14 protein-coding genes are annotated in these 21972 nt (G+C 58.4%); 8 read left to right on the plus strand and 6 right to left on the minus strand.

The genetic code is table 11. The features are described from left to right. The first annotated feature begins 358 nt into the window (after window positions 1-358). Window positions 359-796 (plus strand): DUF3757 domain-containing protein, encoded by a 438-nt coding sequence (locus tag RGM3321_RS16505; RefSeq protein ID WP_244393965.1) that lies wholly within the window; start codon window positions 359-361, stop codon window positions 794-796. Window positions 797-852: 56 nt separating this feature from the next. On the opposite strand, the gene RGM3321_RS16510 is transcribed toward RGM3321_RS16505, so the two are convergent. Beyond that, a complete protein-coding gene (locus tag RGM3321_RS16510) occupies window positions 853-1428 on the minus strand; it encodes a DUF1349 domain-containing protein (RefSeq protein ID WP_244393966.1) in 576 nt (191 codons plus the stop codon). Window positions 1429-1882: 454 nt separating this feature from the next. Here RGM3321_RS16510 and RGM3321_RS16515 point away from each other — a divergent pair, with 454 nt between their 5' ends. Together RGM3321_RS16515 and RGM3321_RS16520 are read left to right on the plus strand one after the other, a co-directional pair. Continuing rightward, window positions 1883-2428, plus strand: coding sequence for a Bro-N domain-containing protein (locus RGM3321_RS16515; RefSeq protein WP_244393967.1), 546 nt, complete (start codon window positions 1883-1885; stop codon window positions 2426-2428). Window positions 2429-2502: 74 nt separating this feature from the next. After that, entirely contained in the window at window positions 2503-3237 is a 735-nt protein-coding gene (locus tag RGM3321_RS16520; RefSeq protein ID WP_244393968.1) for an SDR family oxidoreductase, read from the plus strand. A gap of 1 nt (window position 3238) precedes the next feature. On the opposite strand, the gene RGM3321_RS16525 is transcribed toward RGM3321_RS16520, so the two are convergent. Then, window positions 3239-4117, minus strand: a complete 879-nt coding sequence (locus RGM3321_RS16525) for a carboxylate/amino acid/amine transporter (protein ID WP_244393969.1) — start codon at window positions 4115-4117, stop codon at window positions 3239-3241. Between the two features lie 267 nt (window positions 4118-4384). Here RGM3321_RS16525 and RGM3321_RS16530 point away from each other — a divergent pair, with 267 nt between their 5' ends. Beyond that, on the plus strand, window positions 4385-9217 hold the full coding sequence (locus RGM3321_RS16530) for a glycosyl hydrolase family 28-related protein (RefSeq protein ID WP_244393970.1): 4833 nt from the start codon (window positions 4385-4387) through the stop codon (window positions 9215-9217). Between the two features lie 302 nt (window positions 9218-9519). On the opposite strand, the gene RGM3321_RS16535 is transcribed toward RGM3321_RS16530, so the two are convergent. Further along, window positions 9520-9834 carry a hypothetical protein gene (locus RGM3321_RS16535; RefSeq protein ID WP_005743256.1) on the minus strand — a complete coding sequence of 105 codons (315 nt, stop codon included), beginning with the start codon at window positions 9832-9834 and terminating at the stop codon, window positions 9520-9522. A 67-nt stretch (window positions 9835-9901) separates the two neighbouring features. Between RGM3321_RS16535 and RGM3321_RS16540 the strand changes: the two genes are divergently transcribed. The 4 genes from RGM3321_RS16540 to RGM3321_RS16555 all read left to right on the plus strand — a co-directional run bounded on the left by RGM3321_RS16540 (window position 9902) and on the right by RGM3321_RS16555 (window position 14264). After that, entirely contained in the window at window positions 9902-10825 is a 924-nt protein-coding gene (locus RGM3321_RS16540) for a LysR family transcriptional regulator (RefSeq protein WP_058400104.1), read from the plus strand. A gap of 13 nt (window positions 10826-10838) precedes the next feature. Then, window positions 10839-11627, plus strand: coding sequence for an alpha/beta hydrolase (locus RGM3321_RS16545; protein ID WP_244393971.1), 789 nt, complete (start codon window positions 10839-10841; stop codon window positions 11625-11627). A gap of 138 nt (window positions 11628-11765) precedes the next feature. Further along, window positions 11766-12329, plus strand: a complete 564-nt coding sequence (locus RGM3321_RS16550) for a peptidylprolyl isomerase (RefSeq protein ID WP_244393972.1) — start codon at window positions 11766-11768, stop codon at window positions 12327-12329. A 102-nt stretch (window positions 12330-12431) separates the two neighbouring features. Beyond that, window positions 12432-14264 carry an ABC transporter ATP-binding protein gene (locus tag RGM3321_RS16555; protein ID WP_244393973.1) on the plus strand — a complete coding sequence of 611 codons (1833 nt, stop codon included), beginning with the start codon at window positions 12432-12434 and terminating at the stop codon, window positions 14262-14264. Between the two features lie 260 nt (window positions 14265-14524). Here RGM3321_RS16555 and RGM3321_RS16560 read toward each other — a convergent pair whose 3' ends face one another. The 3 genes from RGM3321_RS16560 to RGM3321_RS16570 form a co-directional block, all read right to left on the minus strand. Further along, window positions 14525-15652 carry a GNAT family N-acetyltransferase gene (locus RGM3321_RS16560; RefSeq protein ID WP_244393974.1) on the minus strand — a complete coding sequence of 376 codons (1128 nt, stop codon included), beginning with the start codon at window positions 15650-15652 and terminating at the stop codon, window positions 14525-14527. A 39-nt stretch (window positions 15653-15691) separates the two neighbouring features. Next, window positions 15692-20584: an NEL-type E3 ubiquitin ligase domain-containing protein gene (locus RGM3321_RS16565; protein ID WP_244393975.1), complete on the minus strand. Its 4893-nt coding sequence runs from the start codon at window positions 20582-20584 to the stop codon at window positions 15692-15694. A gap of 120 nt (window positions 20585-20704) precedes the next feature. Beyond that, window positions 20705-21826 (minus strand): beta-ketoacyl-ACP synthase III, encoded by a 1122-nt coding sequence (locus RGM3321_RS16570; RefSeq protein WP_244393976.1) that lies wholly within the window; start codon window positions 21824-21826, stop codon window positions 20705-20707. Between the last annotated feature and the right edge of the window lie 146 nt (window positions 21827-21972).

Raw genomic sequence — 21972 nt, forward strand, 5'->3', positions numbered from 1 at the left:
AGTCGCACGGCCTCAAGCTTGAACTCGAGGGTGTATTTAACGCGGTCTGTCTTGAGCTTAGTCATGTCGTATCCTTGCGGCTATTGAGGCACCTGGCAAGGGATACGTTTTTCAGGGGCAAGGTCAGACAGACTAACGCCTACGATAAACCCATCCCACTGGATGCGATCAAGTTACTACTGAAGCACGCACCTCGCTTAATAACGAGATAACAAGCAACACATTTCTTGCCACACACCAGATAGCCATACGCAAGCAACTAGCGGTCTTGGAAAACAAGCTCGCTCGGCATAACTTCGTAAAAACCTACACATACGTTTATATACACATCAAGAATTAAATCAACTTAAGGAACATCATGAAAAAATTATTGATCGGCGTCGCAATTGCCACCTCCCTGCTGGGTATATCCCTGACCTCTCAAGCAGCGGAAAACTGCCCTGCTGTCTCGAAGATCGAGCAGGTCTCGCCCGGTGTTTACCGGGCTAGCGGCAATGACGGTGAGTGGAACGGCGTGCTGCAAGGCGTTGTGACGAAGAAAATGCCTGTGCAGTCGTTTGACCTGGCCATCGCTATTCAAGAGGGTGCAGACGCACCTCAGATGTTGCAACACTGCACCTACAACATCGGTGGGCGCGAGGCGCTGGACATGCGTTTCATCGCTAAAAACAATAAGAATTTCACTATAAAAACTGCAGGCAATGCCTGGAAGAAAGAAGATGGGCCTTTTGGTCTGGTCTATAACGTGTGTGAAAAAACATCAGCTGAAAACTGCAAGTTCACTGTCGTTCAGTAACACGAAATAACCCTGTCGATCCTCAGCGAGCCTGCAATGGCTCGCTGAAGAGCCACTCACGTCAAATCATGCAAATCCTTGCCCAGTGCAGGCATGATCTCGAAATGAGAGAACACCACTTCCAGCACTCCCCGTTCCGGACTGCAGCACATAGGGCCTACGGTATAAACATCACTCGCTGGAAATGGTGCCAGGCGCAGCAATGGCCAGCGCAGGCCGTCGCTGGAGTGCTGAATGCGCAGTACGCCCTTGGCGACGGTGACTCGCAACCAGAGGCCGGATGACGAATCATCAAATACACCCGTTGCCCAATCGGATTGTCCGCAGGTTAAAACGCTGCCCAGCATCAGGGCTCCGTCGCTGACTTCAACGCCGGTTTTGACCCAGTTGCGCTCGTCAATGCGGACCATCAAGCCCGCCTGATCGTAAAGCGTCTTGAAATCACCCTGAATATGCACTTGCGCAGTGAAATCACCCGTCACCGAAACACCCAGAAAATGACCGGTGTCGCGGCAGAAGCCGTAGTGCGTTTGCTGCCAGAAATCGGTTTGCGGGTCTGTGGTGACCGTCAGGCGCTCTTCCGCCACGTTCCAGTGCCGGGGCTCGTTCAGCCAGATGCCTTTGTCAAACATGTTGCCTCCTGTGTGGGGTTGTCGAGGGTGATGGAGGCGTTACCGGGTAGCGTGACCTCATCTAACCCATGCAGATGGGCGCGCTTCAATAATAAACATCAAGCGACGACACACTATCTGAACACAGCATAAAACCTCACGCATCGCAGCCGCCGCAAAAAATGCCGTTTCCTACGCTTCAACCCCACACCCTTGCCACCCCACCCTCACCACGCTAACCTCCCCGCCGTTCGCTGCCAAATCAGCGGCCGGATTTAGCGATCCGTTCTATCCAGGCGTGTCAGCGCCCCACCCACTGCTTCGAGCCAGACTTGAGGCACGTGCTATGGCGGCTGTACGTCGGAGACCTTCGGGTCTGCCGGTTTCCTGGATACCGGTTCGCTAACCTTCGTACAGCTGCCACCCATTCGTTTAGCGACGTCTTGTGGCAGTCTCATATCCAGGAGCTGCACCCATGTTCAACGTAACCCCCTGTATGCCACGAACACCCCATTTCGAAGCCACCCTCTTCCTCCGTCACAGCCGCATGCTGCGCGCCATTTTTACCGACGCCCAGGCATGGTTTTGCCTCGCCGACCTCGCCCGTCTAATGGGCAAGGCGCTGGACGAGCGCGCCACGCTCAAGCTTGATGCCGATCAGCGTCGCGAGGTCTGGTTGCAAGCTAATGGCGAATGCCAGCGGCAGCTGATGATCAGTGAATCCGGCGTGCTGGCGTTGCTGGTTCATCATTACGTGCCGGAGAACCGCGCGCTGCGTCAGTGGCTGACGCATGAGGTGCTGACGGTGCTGCATGATCAGCAGAACGTGACGCTGGATAACCCCAGAATGAGCCAGTTGCAGTGGCCGGGCACCTCGCTGAGCGTGCTGCACTGGCGCAGTGAAACCTGGATTCGCTTGCGGGACATGCCGAATGTGGTGACCGAAGCAACACCCCGGCCGAAGCGGGCGCTGTGGCGCAGGATATTGAAGCGGATTAACCGCATGCGTTCTGCGGCCTGACACCAGACAAACAGCGTTGACACCCCACCCACCAAAAAACATGATGCATCCACCCTAAAAACCGGAACGCAATCATGGGCGACAAGAAAAAGCTTTTGCTGACTGGCGCAAGCCGGGGTATCGGTCATGCCACGGTCAAGCATTTCAATGCCGCTGGCTGGGAGGTGTTTACCGCATCGCGGCAGAACTGGGTCGCTGACTGCCCGTGGGCTGAAGGCCTGCTCAACCACATTCACCTGGACCTGGAAAATATCGACAGCGTCAGCGAGAGCATGTCAGCGATCAAGGACAAGCTCGGCGGGCGGCTCGATGCGCTGGTCAATAATGCCGGCGTTTCACCGAAGACCGAGGACGGCGGGCGCATGGGTGTGCTGGAGTCGGATTACAGCACCTGGATCAAGGTGTTCAACGTCAATCTGTTCTCCACGGCCCTGCTGGCTCGCGGGCTGTTTGACGAGTTGAAGGCAGCCAAGGGAAGCATCATCAATGTCACCTCGATCGCCGGCTCGAAGGTTCACCCTTTTGCCGGGGTTGCCTATGCCACGTCCAAGGCGGCCCTGTCGGCGCTGACCCGGGAAATGGCCTTCGATTTCGGCCCGCACGGGATACGGGTCAATGCCATCGCACCGGGCGAGATCGATACGTCGATCCTGTCACCCGGCACCGCAGAGATTGTCGAGCGGCTGGTGCCGATGCACCGGCTGGGCAAGCCCGAGGAAGTCGCTTCGCTGATCTACTTCCTGTGTACGGCGGGCGCGTCCTACGTGAACGGTGCGGAGATTCACGTCAACGGCGGTCAGCACGTCTGACTTAACGGGTACCGGAAACGCTCTCCGGCACACGCCGCACGCCCAACCGGCTGACCCATACCGAAGCGACAATCACCCCGCCGCCGATCAGCAGGCGGGTGAAGTCCTCATGCTGGTTCCAGATCAGCAGATTGATCAACAGCCCCAGCGGCACATGCAGGTTATTCATCACCGCCAGGGTGCCACCGTTGACCATGCACGCGCCTTTATTCCACCAGTACATGCCCAGCGCCGTCGAACACAGGCCGAGAAATAACAGCACGATCCATTGGGTCGGCGCTTCGGGCAGGTGTTGCGGGTTGCCGAATATCAGGAACGCCGGCAGGACCACCGCCAGTGCGCCGAGGTAGAAGTAGCCGAAGCGTCGGTAATGCGGCAGATCGCTGGGGTGGCGTGCCACCAGATGCTTGTACAGCACCTGCCCGGCGGCGTAGGTGAAGTTGGCCAACTGCAGCAGCAGGAAACCGCCAAGGAAGTCGCCGTCCAGGCCATCGTAACGAATCACCCCTGCACCCAGCACCGCGACCACCGCTGCCAGCAATGCCCAAGGGTTGAAGCGTCGGTTCAGCGCGTCTTCGATCAACGTTACGTGCAGTGGCGTGAGGATGGTGAACAGCAGCACTTCCGGCACCGTCAGCACCCTGAAGCTCAGGTACAGGCAGACATAGGTCACGCCGAATTGCAGCGCGCCGATCAGCAGCATGCTGCGCATGAAGCGGGGTTCGACCTGACGCCAGCGGGTCAGCGGAATGAACACCAGACCGGCCAGCACCACGCGGACCAGCACCGCGAAATAGCTGTCGACGTGCCCGGCCAGATAGACACCGATCAGGCTGAACGAAAACGCCTGAATCAGTGTGACGAAAAGTAGATAACCCATGCCCGCCCCCCATTTTTGAAGGGCGCGACCATAGCGGTTGCGTCACTCACTGTCCACTCGACGGCCGCCAATTTTTGACGCCAACCCGTCGCCGCGCTCCGCGTTACCCGTCACAAATATGACAGTCGCATTATTGACGTACATGTCGTCGGTTTCGACGAAAATATGGCCTATATCGGCAACTTTTCCTGAACAAAAGGTCTTATCATCCGGACGCTGCAATATTGACTAAATTCATCCACATTCGTCGCCACCTGGAGTAACACCATGATATTTAACACAAAAGACTTCGGAGCAGTGGGCGACGGCGTCACTGACGATACGGCCGCCATTCAGGCAACTATTGATGCAGCTGCAGCGGCGGGTGGTGGGGAAGTTGTGCTGGCAGCCGGGACCTACATTGTGTCCGGTGGCGAGGAGCCTTCCGATGGCTGTCTGATGCTCAAAAGCAACGTGACCCTGTCGGGCGCAGGGATGGGCGAGACGGTCATCAAGCTGGCGGATGGCTCGGACACCAAGGTCACCGGCATCGTGCGTTCCGCCTACGGCGAAGAGACTCACGACTTCGGCATGAAAAATCTGACACTGGACGGTAACCGGGACGCGACCACCGGCAAAGTGGACGGCTGGTTCAACGGTTACATTCCAGGCTCTGACGGCAAGGATTCGAACGTTACGCTCGACAGCGTCGAGATCAAGGACTGCTCGGGCTACGGCTTCGACCCGCACGAGCAGACCGTCAACATGGTGATCAAAAACAGCGTGTCACATGGCAACGGCCTGGACGGCTTCGTGGCCGATTACCTGAGCGACAGCGTGTTTGAAAACAACGTTGCGTATAACAACGATCGTCACGGCTTCAACGTGGTGACCAGCACTCACGATTTCACCCTGAGCAACAACGTCGCCTACGGCAATGGCAGCACCGGTATCGTGGTGCAGCGCGGCAGTGAAAACATCCCCTCGCCTGCCAATATCACCATCACCGGCGGCGCGGTCTATGGCAACGGTGCCGAAGGCGTGCTGATCAAGCTGTCCAGTCAGGTCTCTGTCAGTGGCCTGGACATTCACGACAACGGCAATGCCGGTGTGCGCATCTACGGCAGTTCCGGGGTGGATGTGTTTGATAACACCCTTAGCAACAACTCCCTCGGCGCCCCGGTGCCGGAGATTATCATCCAGTCTTACGACGACACCTCGGGCGTTTCCGGCAAGTATTTCAACGGCAGCGACAACCTGATCCGCGGCAACGTGATCACCGGCAGCGACAACTCCACCTACGGCGTTGCCGAGCGCAACGAAGATGGCACCGATCGCAACAGCATCGTGGGCAACACCATCAGCCACACCAGCAAAGGCCTGACGCTGGTGTATGGCGACGGCAGCTTTGCGGGCGATTCGTTTCCGCTGGTCACCGTGCAGGGCACAGACGCCAACGATGCGATCACCGGCGGCGCAGCCAATGAAATGATTCTCGGGCTGGCTGGCAAGGACACGCTCAACGGCGCTGCGGGCGACGATATTCTGGTCGGCGGTGCGGGAGCCGACAAGCTCACCGGCGGCGCGGGGGCTGACACCTTTCGCTTCGATCAGTTGACCGACAGCTACCGGACGGCGACCACCAGCGCCACCGATCTGGTCACTGACTTCGACGTCAGCCAGGACCGTATCGACCTGTCAAACCTGGGTTTCAGCGGTCTGGGCAGCGGCAAGGGCGGCACGCTGAATATCAGCTATAACGCCACACTTGATCGCACTTACGTCAAATCACTCGACGCCGATGCCAGCGGCAACCGGTTCGAACTGGGCCTTAGCGGCGACCTGAAAGACACGCTCAATGCCAGCCATTTCATCTTCCAGCGGGTCATCGAAGGCACTGCGGGCGGCGATACCCTGACCGGCACTGACGGCAATGACGTGATCAACGGTAACGCCGGCACGGACCGTATCGATGGCGGCGCGGGCGCAGACACGATCACCGGTGGAGCCGATGCCGACACCCTGACCGGTGGAGCGGGCGCGGACCTGTTCATCTACAACTCGCGCCTGGACAGCTATCGTAATTACACCGCCAGCGGCACCAAGCAAAGCGATACGATCACCGACTTCAACCCTGCCGAAGACCGTATCGACCTGTCCAGCATCGGCCTGCGCGGCATAGGCGATGGCAGCGCCAACACCATTTACCTGTCGGTCAATGCCGACGGCAGCAAGACCTACATCAAGACCGATGCGGTCGACAGCACAGGCAATCGCTTCGAGATCGCCTTGCAAGGTAACCTGGCCGACAAACTTAGTGCGTCCAACTTCATCTTCTCTACCGCCTCAGCCGCCAATCAGGCGCCAGTCCTCAACACGCCGCTGATGGACCAGAACGTCACAGAGCTGAAGGCGTTCTCCTACGCCGTGCAGCCGGGCAGTTTCAGCGACCCGGACAGCGACACGCTGACCTACAGCGCGACCCTGGCCGATAACAGCGCCCTGCCCGAGTGGCTGAAGTTCGACAGCAAGACCCTGACCTTCAGCGGCACACCGGGCGGCACGGCATCGGGGCTTTATTCGGTATTGCTGACCGCGAGCGACGCCACCGGCGCTTCGGTGGCCGACAGTTTTGCCATCAATGTGGGCAACGTGACGCCGGGGACCCTCACCGGCACCGAGAACGCCGAGGCGCTGTATGGCACCGAAGGCAACGACACGATTCTGGGCCTGGGCGGTGACGACACGCTGCGCGGCGATTCCGGCGCCGACATCATCAACGGTGGCGCAGGACGCGACGCCCTGTACGGTGGCGCCGATGCCGACACGTTCGTCTACAGCGCACTCACCGACAGCTACCGCGATTACGATGCTGGCGGGTTGACGGCCACTGACACAATCTATGACTTCACCCCCGGCCAAGACAAAATAGACGTTTCTGCTTTGGGTTTCCTGGGGCTGGGCAATGGCGAAGATCACACGCTGTACATGACCCTCAACGAAACGGGCGACAAGACCTACATCAAGTCCGCCACGGCGGATGCCGACGGCAATCGCTTCGAAATCGCCCTGAGCGGCAACCTGATCGACACCCTGACCGATGCGGACTTCGTCTTCGGCCAGCGTGAGGCGCAGGAGATTCTCTACCTGCCGACACTGGGCCAGTCCAATGCGCGCCTGCTGCGCATGACCGAAGACGATAACCAGTCCGGCACCTCGGAAATGGTCAAGGACCTGACCCGCTACACCGATTACGACGTGCGCAGCCAGTTCACCGACGCCAACGGTGATGGCATCGACCTGGCTGTTGGCGGCAGCACCGTGGTTGGCTACTCGACCGGCACTCAAGAAGAGCAGCGTGTTTCCTGGTGGCTAGTCGACACCGATGAGCCAGGCCCTGCGCTGCTACGCGCGACCGAACTGCTCAAGTCGCAACTGGCGTCGCTGACGGCTATCGATAAAGTGACCACAGGGATTATCTGGGGTCAGGGTGAAGAAGCCGCGCAGGAAATAGCCCGCGCCACGGACAAGCAGGCTGCAGCCGACCTGTACAAAGCCTCGACCCTGAAGGTGTTCGATTACCTGCACGCGCAGATAGGCGACTTCACCGTGTACATGGCCGAAACCGGCCACTATCAGACCGAAGCGGCCAAGGCGCGCGGCTACACCGAAGAAAAGATCAACGCTATTGTCGAGGGTGCCGGATACGTCAGAAACGCTCAGGAAGCCATCGCCAATGAGCGTGCCGACGTCAAGCTGGCAGTTGACTACACCGACCTGCCCTTGCGTTACGAGGTCAACCCGCTGGTCTACCCCGATGACGTCTGGCACTTGCACGAAGAGTCCGCCGAAATCGTCGGTCAACGCCTGGCCGACTTCATTGCCGATGACCTGGGCTTTCGTGGCGATGCCAGCGACAACAACGACCCGGCGGCCATTTTCGAGGGTGGCCAGAACGAAGGCGGCAACATCTTCGGCACCAGTGATGACGACACCCTGGTGGGCAGCGCCGGCAATGACGTGCTGGATGGCGATCAGGGCGCAGATGACATGACCGGCGGGGACGGCAACGACATCTATGTAGTGGACAACGCACTCGATACTGTCACCGAGAGCAATGACTCGCCATCACAGGTTGATACCGTGGTGTCTTCCGTCAGCTGGCAGCTGGGGGCTAACGTGGAAAACCTGCTGCTTACCGGCGTATCTGCCATCAACGGCACCGGCAATGCGCTGAGAAACGTCATCACCGGCAATGCCAGCAACAATATTCTCGACGGCGCAGCGGGTGCCGACCTGCTGACCGGCGGCGACGGATCGGACAGTTATTACGTTGACGATGCCGCCGACCGGGTGGTCGAGACCAACGCCGACGCACAGGTGGGCGGCGTCGATACAGTGTACAGCTCGCTGGCCAGCTACACGCTGGGGGCCAATCTGGAAAACCTCGTCATCAACAGCAGCGGGGCTGCCAACGCCACCGGCAATGCCCTGGATAACCTGATTTATGCGGGCGCGGGCGACAACGTCATGGACGGCCGCGACGGCAATGACACCGTGTCGTATCTGTTCGCCACTGCCGGCGTCACCGTTGCGCTGAACACCAGCGCTCAGCAAGCCACAGGAGGTTCGGGTCTGGACACGCTGAAAGGCACTGAAAACCTGATCGGCAGCCAGTTTGCCGACACGCTGACCGGCAACAAGAGCGCCAACACCCTGAGTGGCGGCGATGGCAATGACACCTTGTCCGGTGGCGCGGGCGACGACGTGCTGATCGGCGGATCAGGCGCGGATACGCTGATCGGTGGCACCGGCGCAGACCGTTATGTGTTCAACAACAGCAACGAGACAGGCCTGGGTGGCCTGCGCGATATCATCAACGGCTTCAAGGCAGCCGAAGGCGACAAGCTGGACTTCACAGGCTTCGATGCCCGACCGCTGACCGATACCCACGATGCGTTCGTGTTCATCGGTAACGCAGCGTTCAGCGCCAACAACACCGGCGAGCTTCGCTTCGCCGATGGGGTGCTGTACGGCAACATCGATGACAACATCGGCGCGGACTTTGAAATCCAGCTGACCGGCGTGCAGAGTCTGCAAGCGGCAGACATCATCGCCTGATGATGCCCAGCGTATTGCACAAGTCCTGAGAGCTCGGAATACCGGGTTTTCAGGCTTCTGCCCCAAGGGCGTGGGAGCAAAGCGGCGACGCTTCGCCTGTTCGCGAAGACGGTGTTTCAGCCGATGCACTTTCGGCGATTATACCGGCCCTTTCGCGAACAGGTTCGCTCCCACGGTCTCCGGCCAGAATTGCGTATATCGCAATGGGAACACCGTTATAAAATCGATTTATCGATTAAAAACTTCAACACCCTCGCTCAACTCATCCATAAATTTGTTTTATCCATAAGAGCGCTCTACTCTCAGGCTGGCTGGCAGGTGAGCCTGATTCGCAACTTGATGATGCTGCGATTGAACGTGGATGAAGCGTCGACACTCTGACCTGCACCAACCTGCACACGCCGGGTCCGCGGTGCCTCTGGCCCGTTGACGAACACGACCGAACATTTTGCGTCTACATCTCCATAGTTGCTGACGGTGATTGACCCGATGTTGTGATAGACGTCGTGCGTCACGTAATCGATCTTCACACCCTGATACTGCTTTTCCACCTCAATGGGGTACGCGAAAGCCGTCACAGGCAACATGACCAGCAGTACACAGCACAGTCGATTCATTCGGCGATCTCCAAAGCGGGATTGTCAGAGTAGAACAAATAGCCAGCACATTAAGAGGAATTACAGCATGAAAGCGCCCCGCGTGACTCTCGACCAGTGGCGCACATTACAAGCCGTAGTCGACCACGGTGGCTTTGCTCAGGCCGCCGAGGCGCTGCACCGGTCGCAGTCATCGGTGAGTTACACCGTGGCGCGCATGCAGGAACAGCTCGGCGTGCCATTGTTACGCATTGACGGACGCAAGGCTGTGCTGACCGAGGCCGGTGGTGTACTGCTGCGCCGCTCACGGCAACTGGTCAAACAGGCCAGTCAACTGGAAGACCTCGCCCACCATATGGAACAGGGCTGGGAGGCGGAAGTGCGGCTGGTGATTGATGCGGCCTATCCTTCGGCACGCCTGGTCAGGGCGTTGACCGCGTTCATGCCGCAAAGCCGCGGCTGCCGGGTGCGGTTGCGTGAAGAAGTGCTCTCGGGTGTCGAGGAGGTACTGCTCGAAGGCGTCGCGGACCTGGCCATCAGCGGCTACAGCATTGCCGGGCATCTGGGCACCGAGATGAGCTCCGTCGAGTTCGTCGCCGTCGCGCATCCGGACCACGCCCTGCACCAGGCCAATCGCGAATTGACCTTTCAGGACCTGGAAAGCCAGTTGCAGGTGGTGATTCGCGATTCAGGCAGACAGCAACCGCGGGATTTCGGCTGGCTGGGCGCAGAGCAGCGCTGGACGGTCGGTAGCCTCGGTACAGCCGCCACCTTCGTCAGCAACGGTCTGGGTTTCGCCTGGCTGCCTCGCCACATGATCGAACGTGAACTACGCGAGGGGCTGCTCAAGCCGCTGCGCCTGGACAAGGGCGGCAGCCGCAACCCGACCTTCTATCTTTACTCCAGCAAGGACAGGTCGCTGGGCCCGGCCACGCAGATTCTGATCGACCTGATCCGCACGTTCGACACCGCACCACTGACCACGGCACTCATCGCTCCCCAACACGCCTGACAGGAGTAGGCACATGGCTTTTTTCGAACACGACGACTGCTCGCTGCACTACGAAGAGTATGGCCGGGGCGAACCCGTCCTGTTGCTGCATGGCCTGGGTTCGAGCTGTCAGGACTGGGAATATCAGATCCCGGCACTGGCCAGGCAATACCGCGTCATCGTCATGGACATGCGTGGCCATGGTCGCTCGGACAAACCCTACGGGCGCTATAGCATTCAGGCCATGAGCAATGACGTAGAGGCGCTGATCGAACACCTTCGTCTGGGCCCGGTGCACCTGATCGGCCTGTCGATGGGCGGGATGATCGGCTTCCAATTGGCGGTCGATCAACCGCACCTGCTCAAGAGCCTGTGCATCGTCAACAGCGCGCCACAGGTCAAGGTCAGAAGCGCAGGCGACCTTTGGCAATTGGCCAGACGCTGGACCCTGTCACGCATCGTCAGCATGCAGACCATGGGCGAGGCGCTGGGCAAGCTGTTGTTTCCAAAGCCGGAGCAGGCCGACCTGCGGCGCAAGATGGCCGAGCGTTGGGGCAAGAACGACAAGCGCGCCTATCTGGCCAGTTTCGATGCCATTGTCGGCTGGGGCGTGGAAAACAAACTGGGGCGCATTACCTGCCCGACGCTGATCATCGCGGCCGAACACGATTACACACCGGTCTCGCTCAAGGAGGCTTACGTCAAACGCCTGCCCAATGCGCGGCTGGTAGTCATCAACGACTCCCGGCATGCCACGCCCCTGGACCAGCCCGAGCAATTCAATCGCAAGCTGCTGGAATTCATCGCCAGCATCGGAGTCTGAAAACCTTGTGCAGGCTATGGCTGCGCTGGCTGATGGCATGAAGCCTCGCAAACCCTCTAACACGCTGGGCAAAGAACGCCAAACGTGGTTACCTTGCCGGTCACAGTCGATATCTCTTAATGAAGGACGTGTTGCCACATGCTGAAAAAAATCGCTCTCGCCGCCTGCTCCGTATTGTTCGCCGCCAACCTTATGGCTGCCCCGGATAAAGCCACGCACGTGGTACTCGATACCAGCTTCGGCCAGATTGAAATCGAGCTTTCGGACGCCAAGGCACCTGTCAGCACCCAGAACTTTCTGGGCTACGTCGACAGCGGCTTCTATAGCAACACTATCTTTCACCGCGTGATTCCGGGCTTTATGGTGCAGGGCGGTGGCTTCACTCAGCAGCTGGTTCAGAAGCAGACCAAGGACCCGATCAAGAACGAAGCACAGAACGGTTTGCATAACGTACGTGGGACCATTGCCATGGCCCGTACTTCGGACGTTAACTCGGCCACCAGTCAATTCTTCATCAACACCAACGACAATGCCATGCTCGACAACGGCACACGTGACTTCGGTTATGCGGTGTTCGGTAAAGTCGTCAAGGGCATGGACGTGGTCGACAACATCGTCAACGCCCAGACCAGCACTCAGAAAGGCATGCAAAACGTGCCAATCGACCCGATCCTGATCAAGTCCGCCAAACGCGTCGACTAATCAGGAAACCTGCGCCGCATGAAGCCTTCGGGCTTTGTGCGGGCCGGACGGGAGAGCCTCCACTTATCAAGGAGAACCCACGTCGCGTGGGTGTGATAGCCAATGCTTTATCGTCGTTTTGAAAAACTGATCGATATCTTCAAAGACGCCCCTACCGCCGCCCCACCCAACACCGTCTTCGCTTTTTACATGTATTACCTGCGTCAGGTATGGCCGACGTTTCTCGCGCTTTTGGTCGTGGGGCTGATCGGTGCGCTGATCGAGGTATCGCTGTTCAACTACCTGAGCCGCATTATCGACCTGGCGCAAACCACGCCGCCCAAGGATTTTTTCAGCGTGCATGGCCCGGAACTGATCTGGATGGTGGTGGTAGCCCTGCTGCTGCGCCCGATCTTCGTCGGCCTGCACGACCTGCTGGTGCACCAGACCATCAGTCCCGGCATGACCAACCTTATTCGTTGGCAAAATCACAGCTACGTGCTCAAGCAGAGCGTCAACTTCTTCCAGAACGATTTCGCCGGGCGTATTGCCCAACGCATCATGCAGACCGGCAACTCGCTGCGCGACTCGGCAGTGCAGTCGGTAGACGCGCTGTGGCATGTACTGATCTACGCGATCAGCGCCATGGTGCTGTTCGCCGAGGCCGACTGGCGCCTGATGATCCCGCTGGGCACCTGGATCGTGGCGTTCATACTCTCGCTGATGTACTTCGTCCCCAGGGTCAAGCAACGCTCGGTGGACTCGTCCGATGCGCGCTCCAGGCTCATGGGCCGGATAGTCGACGGCTACACCAACATCACCACCCTGAAACTGTTCGCGCACACCAATCATGAACAGCAATACGCGCGTGAAGCGATGCGTGACCAGACCGAGAAAAGCCAGTTGGCTGGCCGTGTCGTCACGTCGATGGACACCACCATCACCACCATGAACGGCGTGCTGATCGTTACCACCACCGGGCTGGCCCTGTGGTTATGGACCCAGTCGATGGTCTCGGTGGGTGCCATCGCGCTGGCGACAGGCCTGGTGATTCGTATCGTCAATATGTCCGGCTGGATCATGTGGGTGGTCAATGGCATTTTCGAGAACATCGGCACCGTGCAGGACGGTCTGCAGAGCATCTCGCAGCCTGTCACGGTGAATGACCAGCCCGGCGCAATGCCGCTGAAGATCGAAAACGGCGGCGTCCGGTTCGATGGCGTTGATTTCCACTACGGCAATGGCAACGGGATCATTCACAACCTCAACCTGGACATTAAACCGGGCGAGAAAATCGGTTTGATCGGGCCTTCAGGCGCAGGCAAATCGACGCTGGTGAACCTGCTGCTGCGCATGTATGACGTTCAAGGCGGCAGGATCCTGATCGACGGTCAGGATATTTCCGAAATAACCCAGGAAAGCCTGCGTGCGCAGATCGGCATGATCACCCAGGACACGTCGCTGCTGCACCGTTCCATTCGCGAAAACCTGCTGTATGGCAATCCTGACGCCACTGACGAACAACTCTGGGAATCGATCCGCAAGGCCCGTGCCGAAGAGTTCATCCCGCAGTTGTCGGACTCCGAAGGCCGCACCGGTTTTGATGCCCATGTGGGAGAGCGCGGCGTCAAACTGTCCGGAGGTCAGCGCCAGCGTATCGCGATCACCCGTGTGCTGCTCAAGGACGCGCCGATCCTGATCATGGACGAAGCCACTTCGGCACTTGACTCGGAAGTTGAGGCAGCCATTCAGGAAAGCCTGGAAACCTTGATGCAAGGCAAGACCGTCATAGCCATCGCGCACCGCTTGTCGACCATCGCCCGTATGGATCGCCTGGTGGTACTGGAAAAAGGCCAGATCGCCGAAACCGGCACGCACGCCGAACTGCTGGCTCGCGGCGGGCTGTATGCCCGTCTGTGGCAGCATCAGACCGGCGGGTTTGTAGGCGTGGATTGAATAGGGGGAGTTTGCTGGCCTCTTCGCGAGCAAGCTCGCTCCCACAAGATCTTCAGGGCCAGTGATCTACCCGCTGCCGCGCCTGCCATCCACTAATGACTATCGTGCCAATGCTCCGCGTTGGCATGCATTTCGTGACGCTCTGCGTCAAAAGTCTGCGCCGCTTCGCACAGTCAAGAGCGTCCAGAACTGCATTCCCACGCGGAGGAACGAGATTCAGGTCTCGCGCCGATGCTCCACGCGGGAAGGCATATCCTCCGCTAGTCCGCCTGCCGATACGGCAACGCACTCCTCGCCTCATCGGCATACGCCAGTACGCCGACCCGTTCCTGCTCGAGAAACTCGCTCACTGCGTCTTTCAGCCCAGGATGCATCAGGTAATGCCACGACCGGGTGATCTGCGGTTCGAAGCCGCGAATCAATTTATGCTCACCCTGAGCGCCTGCATCGAATCGTTGCAGGCCGTGGGCGATGGCGTAGTCCATACCCTGATAGAAACAGGTCTCGAAATGCAGTCGGTCAAACTCGGCCAGACAGCCCCAGTAGCGCCCGTAGAAACTGTCGTCGCCGATCAGGCTGAAAGCCATCGCCACAGGTCGTGAGCCCTGCAAAGCGATGACCACGCGAATCGATTCGGGCATGCGCTCGGCCAGCAGACTGAAGAATTCGCGTGTCAGGTATGGCGCCTGCCCGCGAATTTCGTAGGTGTTGGAATAGCAGGCATAGACGAAGTCCCACAGCACTTCGCTCATTTGCGCGCCTTCAAGCCATTCAAACTCGATGCCTTGCCCCGCCACCTGTTCACGCTCCTTGCGCATCTGCTTGCGTTTGCGCGAACTCAATGCGTCCAGAAAGTCCTGAAAGTCGCGGTAGCCCCGGTTATGCCAATGAAACTGACAACCAAAGCGCTGCAGCCAGCCCGGTTGCGACTCAAGCAAGGCATCGGCAGCCGGGTCGGTGAAGTTCACATGGGCGCTCGACAGCCCCTCACTCTGCAGATAGGCCGGCAGCTCGCTGAGCAGCTCCATGCCGCCTTGAGGCGTTGCACTCAGAATGCGTGAGCCGCCAACCGGGCTGAACGGCACGGCTACCAACAGTTTGGGGTAATAGGCGATTCCGGCACGGCGGCAAGCGTCTGCCCAAGCGTGATCGAACACGTATTCGCCGTACGAGTGCCACTTTCGGTAGGCCGGCAATGCCGCAACCAGTTGATCGTTCTCATAGTGCAGCACATGCTCGGGACGCCAGCCCGAACGAGGCCCGAGACTGCCGCTGTCCTCCAGTGAACTGAGAAATGCATGCCGCAGAAATGGCTGGTTGCCTGGCACCAGCGCATCCCATTGGGCTGGCGCGACGGTGCCGAGGCTGTCGATAACGTGAACAGGCATGCAGGTTCCCCGATAGGCAGACAGGGTGAAGAATATCCCTTATTGAGGCACCGTGTTCACCGCCTCCACAATCTGCATGGAAAGATTGATCGCCAATTGATTGAGCGCCTGCGTACGCTGGCTGGCGATGAGGGCAATCCGGTCGAGGTATTGTTGATCGGATTGCTGATCCGCCGGCAACTCATCCAGCACAGCCAGACGCTCATTGAACGGTCGCTTTACCGGCTCGAAAACGGGAGCGTAACGGACTTCCAGATAACTCATCCAGAATTCCCTGGCAATCATCGACTCCAAAAACGCCCGGGTCCCCTCGCGCTCGATTATCTCGTTGTACGCCATCTGCAAGTCAGCTTCACCCACGTTCGCCATATTGCTGAACAGCATGGTTCTCGCCTGCCCCGGCAGTTCAAGCCGCGCTTGCAGGCCGACGCGGTAAGCCAGACGCACTTCAGCCTCATCCACCGTTTCGCCGATCGCCTGACGAAGCGTAATGTCGCGTAACGCAATTTTTTCCACCTGATCCAGGCGCTCCAGGCCTCTGGCCATCTTGAACAGTGCCTCTGGCTGCGCGGCCTCCGGCGTGGATGACATGATCGAGAACAACTGTACACGTATTTCCATGTCGCCAAAGACCAGAGCCAGGCCATCGCCGCACGTCTGGGGGTGCGCGGCAAGATCGAACAACTGGACACGCAACTCTGAGTTTGCAGAGGCTGACTCGATCATCGCCCAGACTCGCGCGGTGAGCTCTGCGCGGTTACTTGAAAAGTCAGCCGAGTACGCCAGATCGCTCAACATCTGAAAAAAATCCGTGGACCCTGCACACGCTTGCAGGTCCTGCCAAAGCGTGGTGCGAACACTTGCCTGGTCAGGCTTCATGCCTGCAAGCCAAGGCGTGCTGTCGGGCCTGGGCTCAAGTGGCGGAGGGTTACGGCTGACGACCCATCGCGCTTGCAACCTGCCCTCGCGAAACAGTCGGATACGCTCCAGCGTGGATTGATTCAACGGATTGCCCTGCAGATGCATGTGCAGGCGCGATGAACTGAAGGAGCGGTCGATATCCTCGAGCTCCTCGATGGAGATTTCCGAGATGCGATTATCACGCGCATCAATACGAATCAAATCCGACCTCGACCAATTCCACCGGGGCAACCTTTCAATACCTGTACCGCGCAAGAACAGCAGGCGCAGGGCGTTAATCGCCCGAATATCCGCCCCTGCACCAAGGGCGCAATAGTTGAGGTCGAGGATCTCCAGACGGTTCAGGTTCTGTAAAATGATGTTGGAAGCCTCGGTCCAGTACAAGGGATTGTGGCTGAGTGACAATTCTGCAAGCGGGGTCATTCTCCCTATCGACTCCGGCATGGATTGAAGATCGTTGAAGTCCAGGCTCAATGATCGCAAGTTATTGAATTTTGTCAGCAATGCATCCGCTTGTGATTGAGTCAGCTGCATGTTGCGCACTTTCAGCACTGCCACGTGAGCAAAACTGGCGGCTATATCAGGCAGTTGTCCTATGCGCAGACCATCCAGATCAAGCGCGTAGCCCAAGAACTCACCCTGGTAGTTTCTGCAGTGAGCGCTGAGTCTCTTCCAGCATCCCTGAATGCGCCTTGCCGCAATTTCCCTTGATCTGCGCAAGGAGGAAAAAGGCGTTTGCTCGACCCACTTGTCCAGGGTGGTCTGCAGGGTGCGCAACTCATCGGCCAGGGTCCGCAGCCGCTGCCGAACGAAGCTCTGCAATTGCCGGTCTGAACCGACATACTCGGCCCGTAACTCAGCAAGAAAGCTCGACACCTCGTTGTCGGTAAAGTGCGGGTACAGGCTCTTCACCGCAAGCTCAGGCGAATGCCTGGACGCACCAATCCCCAACCGACGAAATAAATTACGCAAGCGTCCACTCATGGGATAACCCATACGACCATCAGGCAAACGTTGCGGCCATTTGACTGCGGGCTTGATAGGTTGCATACGTAGAATGCCAGCGACCCGGTCGCGACGAGCAGCTGCGGTACGGCCCGCCAGACTGCGCAGTTGCTGCTCGTCGGCATTCAACGGCAGCTCGATATCGATGCGTACTGCATCAGTAAGCGTCTTGAGCAAAGCGCCGAAAAAAAGCGGGTCGGCCTCCCCCAGAGAATTGCCCAGATGATTGAAGGGCTGAAATCCCTCACTGGTCTTGACCAGAGTCCGGTGCACGGCGGTCGCCTCGCCACGTTCAAGGCTCGCGATTACTTCCCCCTCCAGCGTGTCCTTGAGTAGATCGATTGACATATCTCCGCGCCAGCCCGGCACATCGTGCAATATGCCGAGCCCCGCAGCATGGGTATCGGGGTTGTCGGTGACGCTTCGGTAGAAGCCCTCGATGGCCCTGTTCAGTCTCAACTGCTGCTGATACTCACGAGCATGCTCGGCAAGCGAAAGCGGCACACGTTTCTCTGATGTCATCCGGGCTTTATCTGCGCCACTTGCCATGCCGAGGAGCTCCAGGGCGACGCCATCCGGCAACTTGGCGAAGTCGCGCTGGATCAGCTTGACCAATGGATCGCTGCTGCGCTCTGCCAATGAATGAAGTCCATCAAGCAATTGCTCCACATGACGTTGCGCGTACTCGGCAAGATAGCGTTTGAAGCCGTTGACCCGGGCAGTTGTGTCCGTGCTGCCGCTTCCAGTCAGAAGGCTGATTTCATCGGGTGCAAGCCCCTCCAGCAATTGGCCCAGCACATGCGTCAGGTTTCCCGTCGGCCCCGTGACATGAGAGGAAAGTGTCATCTGCGAACCTGTGTTCCAGGCATCGAGCATGGTCTCGTCAGCATCGAGCAGTAAAAGTCCTCGCTCCCTGGGCCAGCGCGGCGACGAAGCCAGCAGCTTCATCCATGGCTCGATACGAGCAACCTTTACCTGCGACGAATCTTCGGCCTTCAGTGCCTCGATACAGCTCTGCAACTCCCGTTCGATTGCCACGCGCTGAATAACATCTTTCAACAGGGCCGGAGGCTGTAGGCTATCGACATGTATCTGGCGCAACACACCCTCGCTGGTGCCGGTAATGCGCATGACCTTCTGAATTTCGTCCTCGGTAAATGCATCGCAGCTCGGGCTCAAACGCCGGAAAGCCGTTACCTCATCCCAACCCATGGGGTTTTCCCATTCATGGTGCCAAATGCCGTTGCCGTTGTGCTTCAGCCTTGGCGAGTACGAGCCCTCATTCACCGGGTGTTTGATGCGCCAGTTTTCGCGCGCCGCATCTGCCTCTACGCGATACAGCTTGCGTCCCAGAGGCAGCCAGGTCTTGCCGTCGAGCTCGTAGAGCCCCAGGGCATTGGCAGTCAGGCCATCCGGTAAACTGACGGTATCTGCATAGGCATCGATAGTCGGTTTGCCAAGACGGATTGATCCATCCACCCTCTTTTGCACCAGACTTTCAATGAACATCGACGGCTCAAAGCGCTCCACTGCACCGATGACGCTGCCTGTCACCAGCATCTGGGCCACGTCTTCCCCTATCTCGTAAACATGCTGCATCGCCTCTTCCACTTCACCGTGCGTCCAGTCCTGATAGGCAACGAATGCTTTACTGGCAAGCTGATAGAGAGCGACCACTGCCATGACCTCACCCAGCACCGGCACAAAAAGCCCGGCCGCATCGAGCATATCCATGCCGTTGCTTTTCAGCGCTGCAAGCAGTGCGTCGCGGGCAATGTGATCCGCCTGGGTCGAAGGCACTGCGATTGCCCTTGAATCGCCGTAGGTTTTAGCCAGCAAGTGGTCGTAAAGCAACTCGAACGGAGGTTTCGAAAAGGGCTGCGCCTGCAAGACCAGGTCAGCATTGACGTCCAGCGTCGACCCTTGAGCGGGATAAAGACGCGATTTCAGTTTGGCAAAGAACTCCGGGCTTTTGCTCAGACTGACAAAGCGGCTGAAATATTGCCGATAACGCTCGCTGCCGAGCGCTCCTGCAAGGCTGGCGCTGAACGCCTGAAGTGACGCGAACTGCTTGATCGGATGTGAGGGTTCGGAAGGCATATAGACCACGCAAGGCCCGCCATCAGGTTCAGGAATATCCTGCTGGATCAACAAGGCACCGCGTAACAGGCAGCCTGAAAAAGCGTAGGTATCGAGCATATGTAACTGGCAGTAGCGCACACCCTTGCCATCCCATTGTGGACGCTCAGCGGGCTTCACTACGCTCAGCAGCATCTGATAAGCGGCATCGGTGAGGTCGCCCTTCATCATGGCAATGTGCGCGAGCACCTCGACGGCATCACGCTCACTGGCGATGAACGCGGCAGCAACCGAGCTAGCAGCCTCTGCGGCAGCGGGTTTGAATACGCTGTCCAGATGGGTCTGATAACGGCCCCCGAGATCCAGTTCATGGCAGAAATCGGCGAACTGCTCAAGGTTGATATTGATGCGGTCCCTGTATTCGACCCGGTATCTTCGCTCGGAGCTATCAATCAGCCAGTAACGCAGCCCCCCTGTACGCAGGATGGCCGAATAGGGATCGAACCGGCTTCGATTGCCGACAGCGAAGTTCTGCAACGCAGCCTGCAGCAGCGTCTGTTCAAGGGGATCGGGATTCCAGCTCTTGTCGTAGCGCCAGGTCATCAGCTGGAACGCTTCAACGTCCAGCCTGAGCTTGAAACGCTCGAAAAATGCCTTTGAAAGCAGCGGTGCAGCAAATTCCTGTGCCGATAACAGTCGATTACGGATGGGCTCCAGCACATGCCAGGAGCGCATGGTTTTCTGCTGACTGGCCTGCAGTGCCCGGCGCAAGGTTGCCGGTGCGTTCAGATACCAGGCAGGCAGATTGCCCCGAATGAACTGTGCATTGGGGTGGTCTGTTTCGAAGGGCGCGGAGTCGGAGGGGTGCACGGAAAGCCGGCTGCCTGGCACCGCCTGCGTTTCGGATGTGATGTTGACAGAGAACATGGTCGATACCCGTGATGGCTTGGTTTAAAGCCAACACGATAAAGACCCGAGAGGTTGCGAGTGACATAACGGGATATGACAGGTAACGCTCGCGGCTCAAGCGCTACCCATCCAAAGTAATCAGCGTTTGCGTAGAATCACGCTGCCGATCGAGTACCCGGCGCCGAACGAACTGAGTACAGCCAGCGCGCCCTTCGGCAGATCATCCTGATAAGTATGAAACGCAATGACCGAGCCAGCCGAGCTGGTGTTGCCATACGTGTCGAGAATCACCGGCGCTTCTTCGACCGTGGCGTCGCGGCCCAGCAGTTTCTTGACGATCAACTGGTTCATGCTCAGGTTGGCTTGATGCAGCCAAAAGCGCTTGATGTCAGTGATGTTGATGCCGTTATCCTGCAAATGCGCAGCGACCAGCTCGGCCACCATCGGGCAGACCTCGCGAAATACCTTGCGGCCTTCCTGCACGAATAATTTGTCCGCGGCGTTCTGGCCCTGGTCCGAAGTACGGTTGAGGAAACCGAAATTGTTGCGGATGTTGTTGGAGAATTTAGTCAGCAAGCGGGTACTGACAATATCGAACTGGTAAGGCGAGGTGGCGAGATCCGCACGTTCGACCACAACGGCTGTGGCCCCGTCGCCGAAGATGAAATGGCTGTCACGGTCACGGAAATTAAGGTGCGCGGTGCAGATTTCCGGGCTGATCACCAGCAAGGCGCGTGCCTGACCCAGCTGCACGCTATTGCAAGCCGCCTGAATGCCGAAGGTCGCCGAAGAGCAGGCCACATTCATGTCGAAACCATAGCCCGCGACACCCAGCGCTTCCTGAATCTCGATGGAAATCGCCGGATAGGCGCGCTGCAGGTTGGAACACGCGACGATCACACCATCAATGTCGGCAGCCGTCTTGCCTGCACGCTGCAAAGCCTGCTCGGCCGCAGCAACCCCCATCTGGCAGAGGATCGACCATTCATCGTTGCTGCGCTCCGGCAGGTTGGGCTTCATGCGCTGCGGGTCGAGAATGCCTTGCTTGTCCATGACAAAGCGGCTTTTGATGCCCGATGCCTTTTCGATGAACGCGGCGCTGGACTCACTGAGCGCTTGCACTTCACCACGTTCGATAGCCGCTGCGTTGTCACTGTTGAACTGTGCGACATAGGCATTGAAAGACTGCACCAGCTCTTCGTTGGAGATGCTGTTGGCCGGGGTAAACAGGCCTGTGCCGCTGATGACGACGTTGTGCACGGTCGTTCCTCTCTTATTGAGTTGCAGGTAAACACCTGCTCAGGCACGGTGTCCGGAGGCCCACTGTTTTTGGGACCAACGTACCAGTGCGACTGTAAAAGCGGCCCGCAACAGAGAGCAGCATTTCATGACACGGTGAAGACAGG

Source organism: Pseudomonas sp. RGM 3321, assembly GCF_022836805.1.
Classification (GTDB): Bacteria; Pseudomonadota; Gammaproteobacteria; order Pseudomonadales; family Pseudomonadaceae; genus Aquipseudomonas.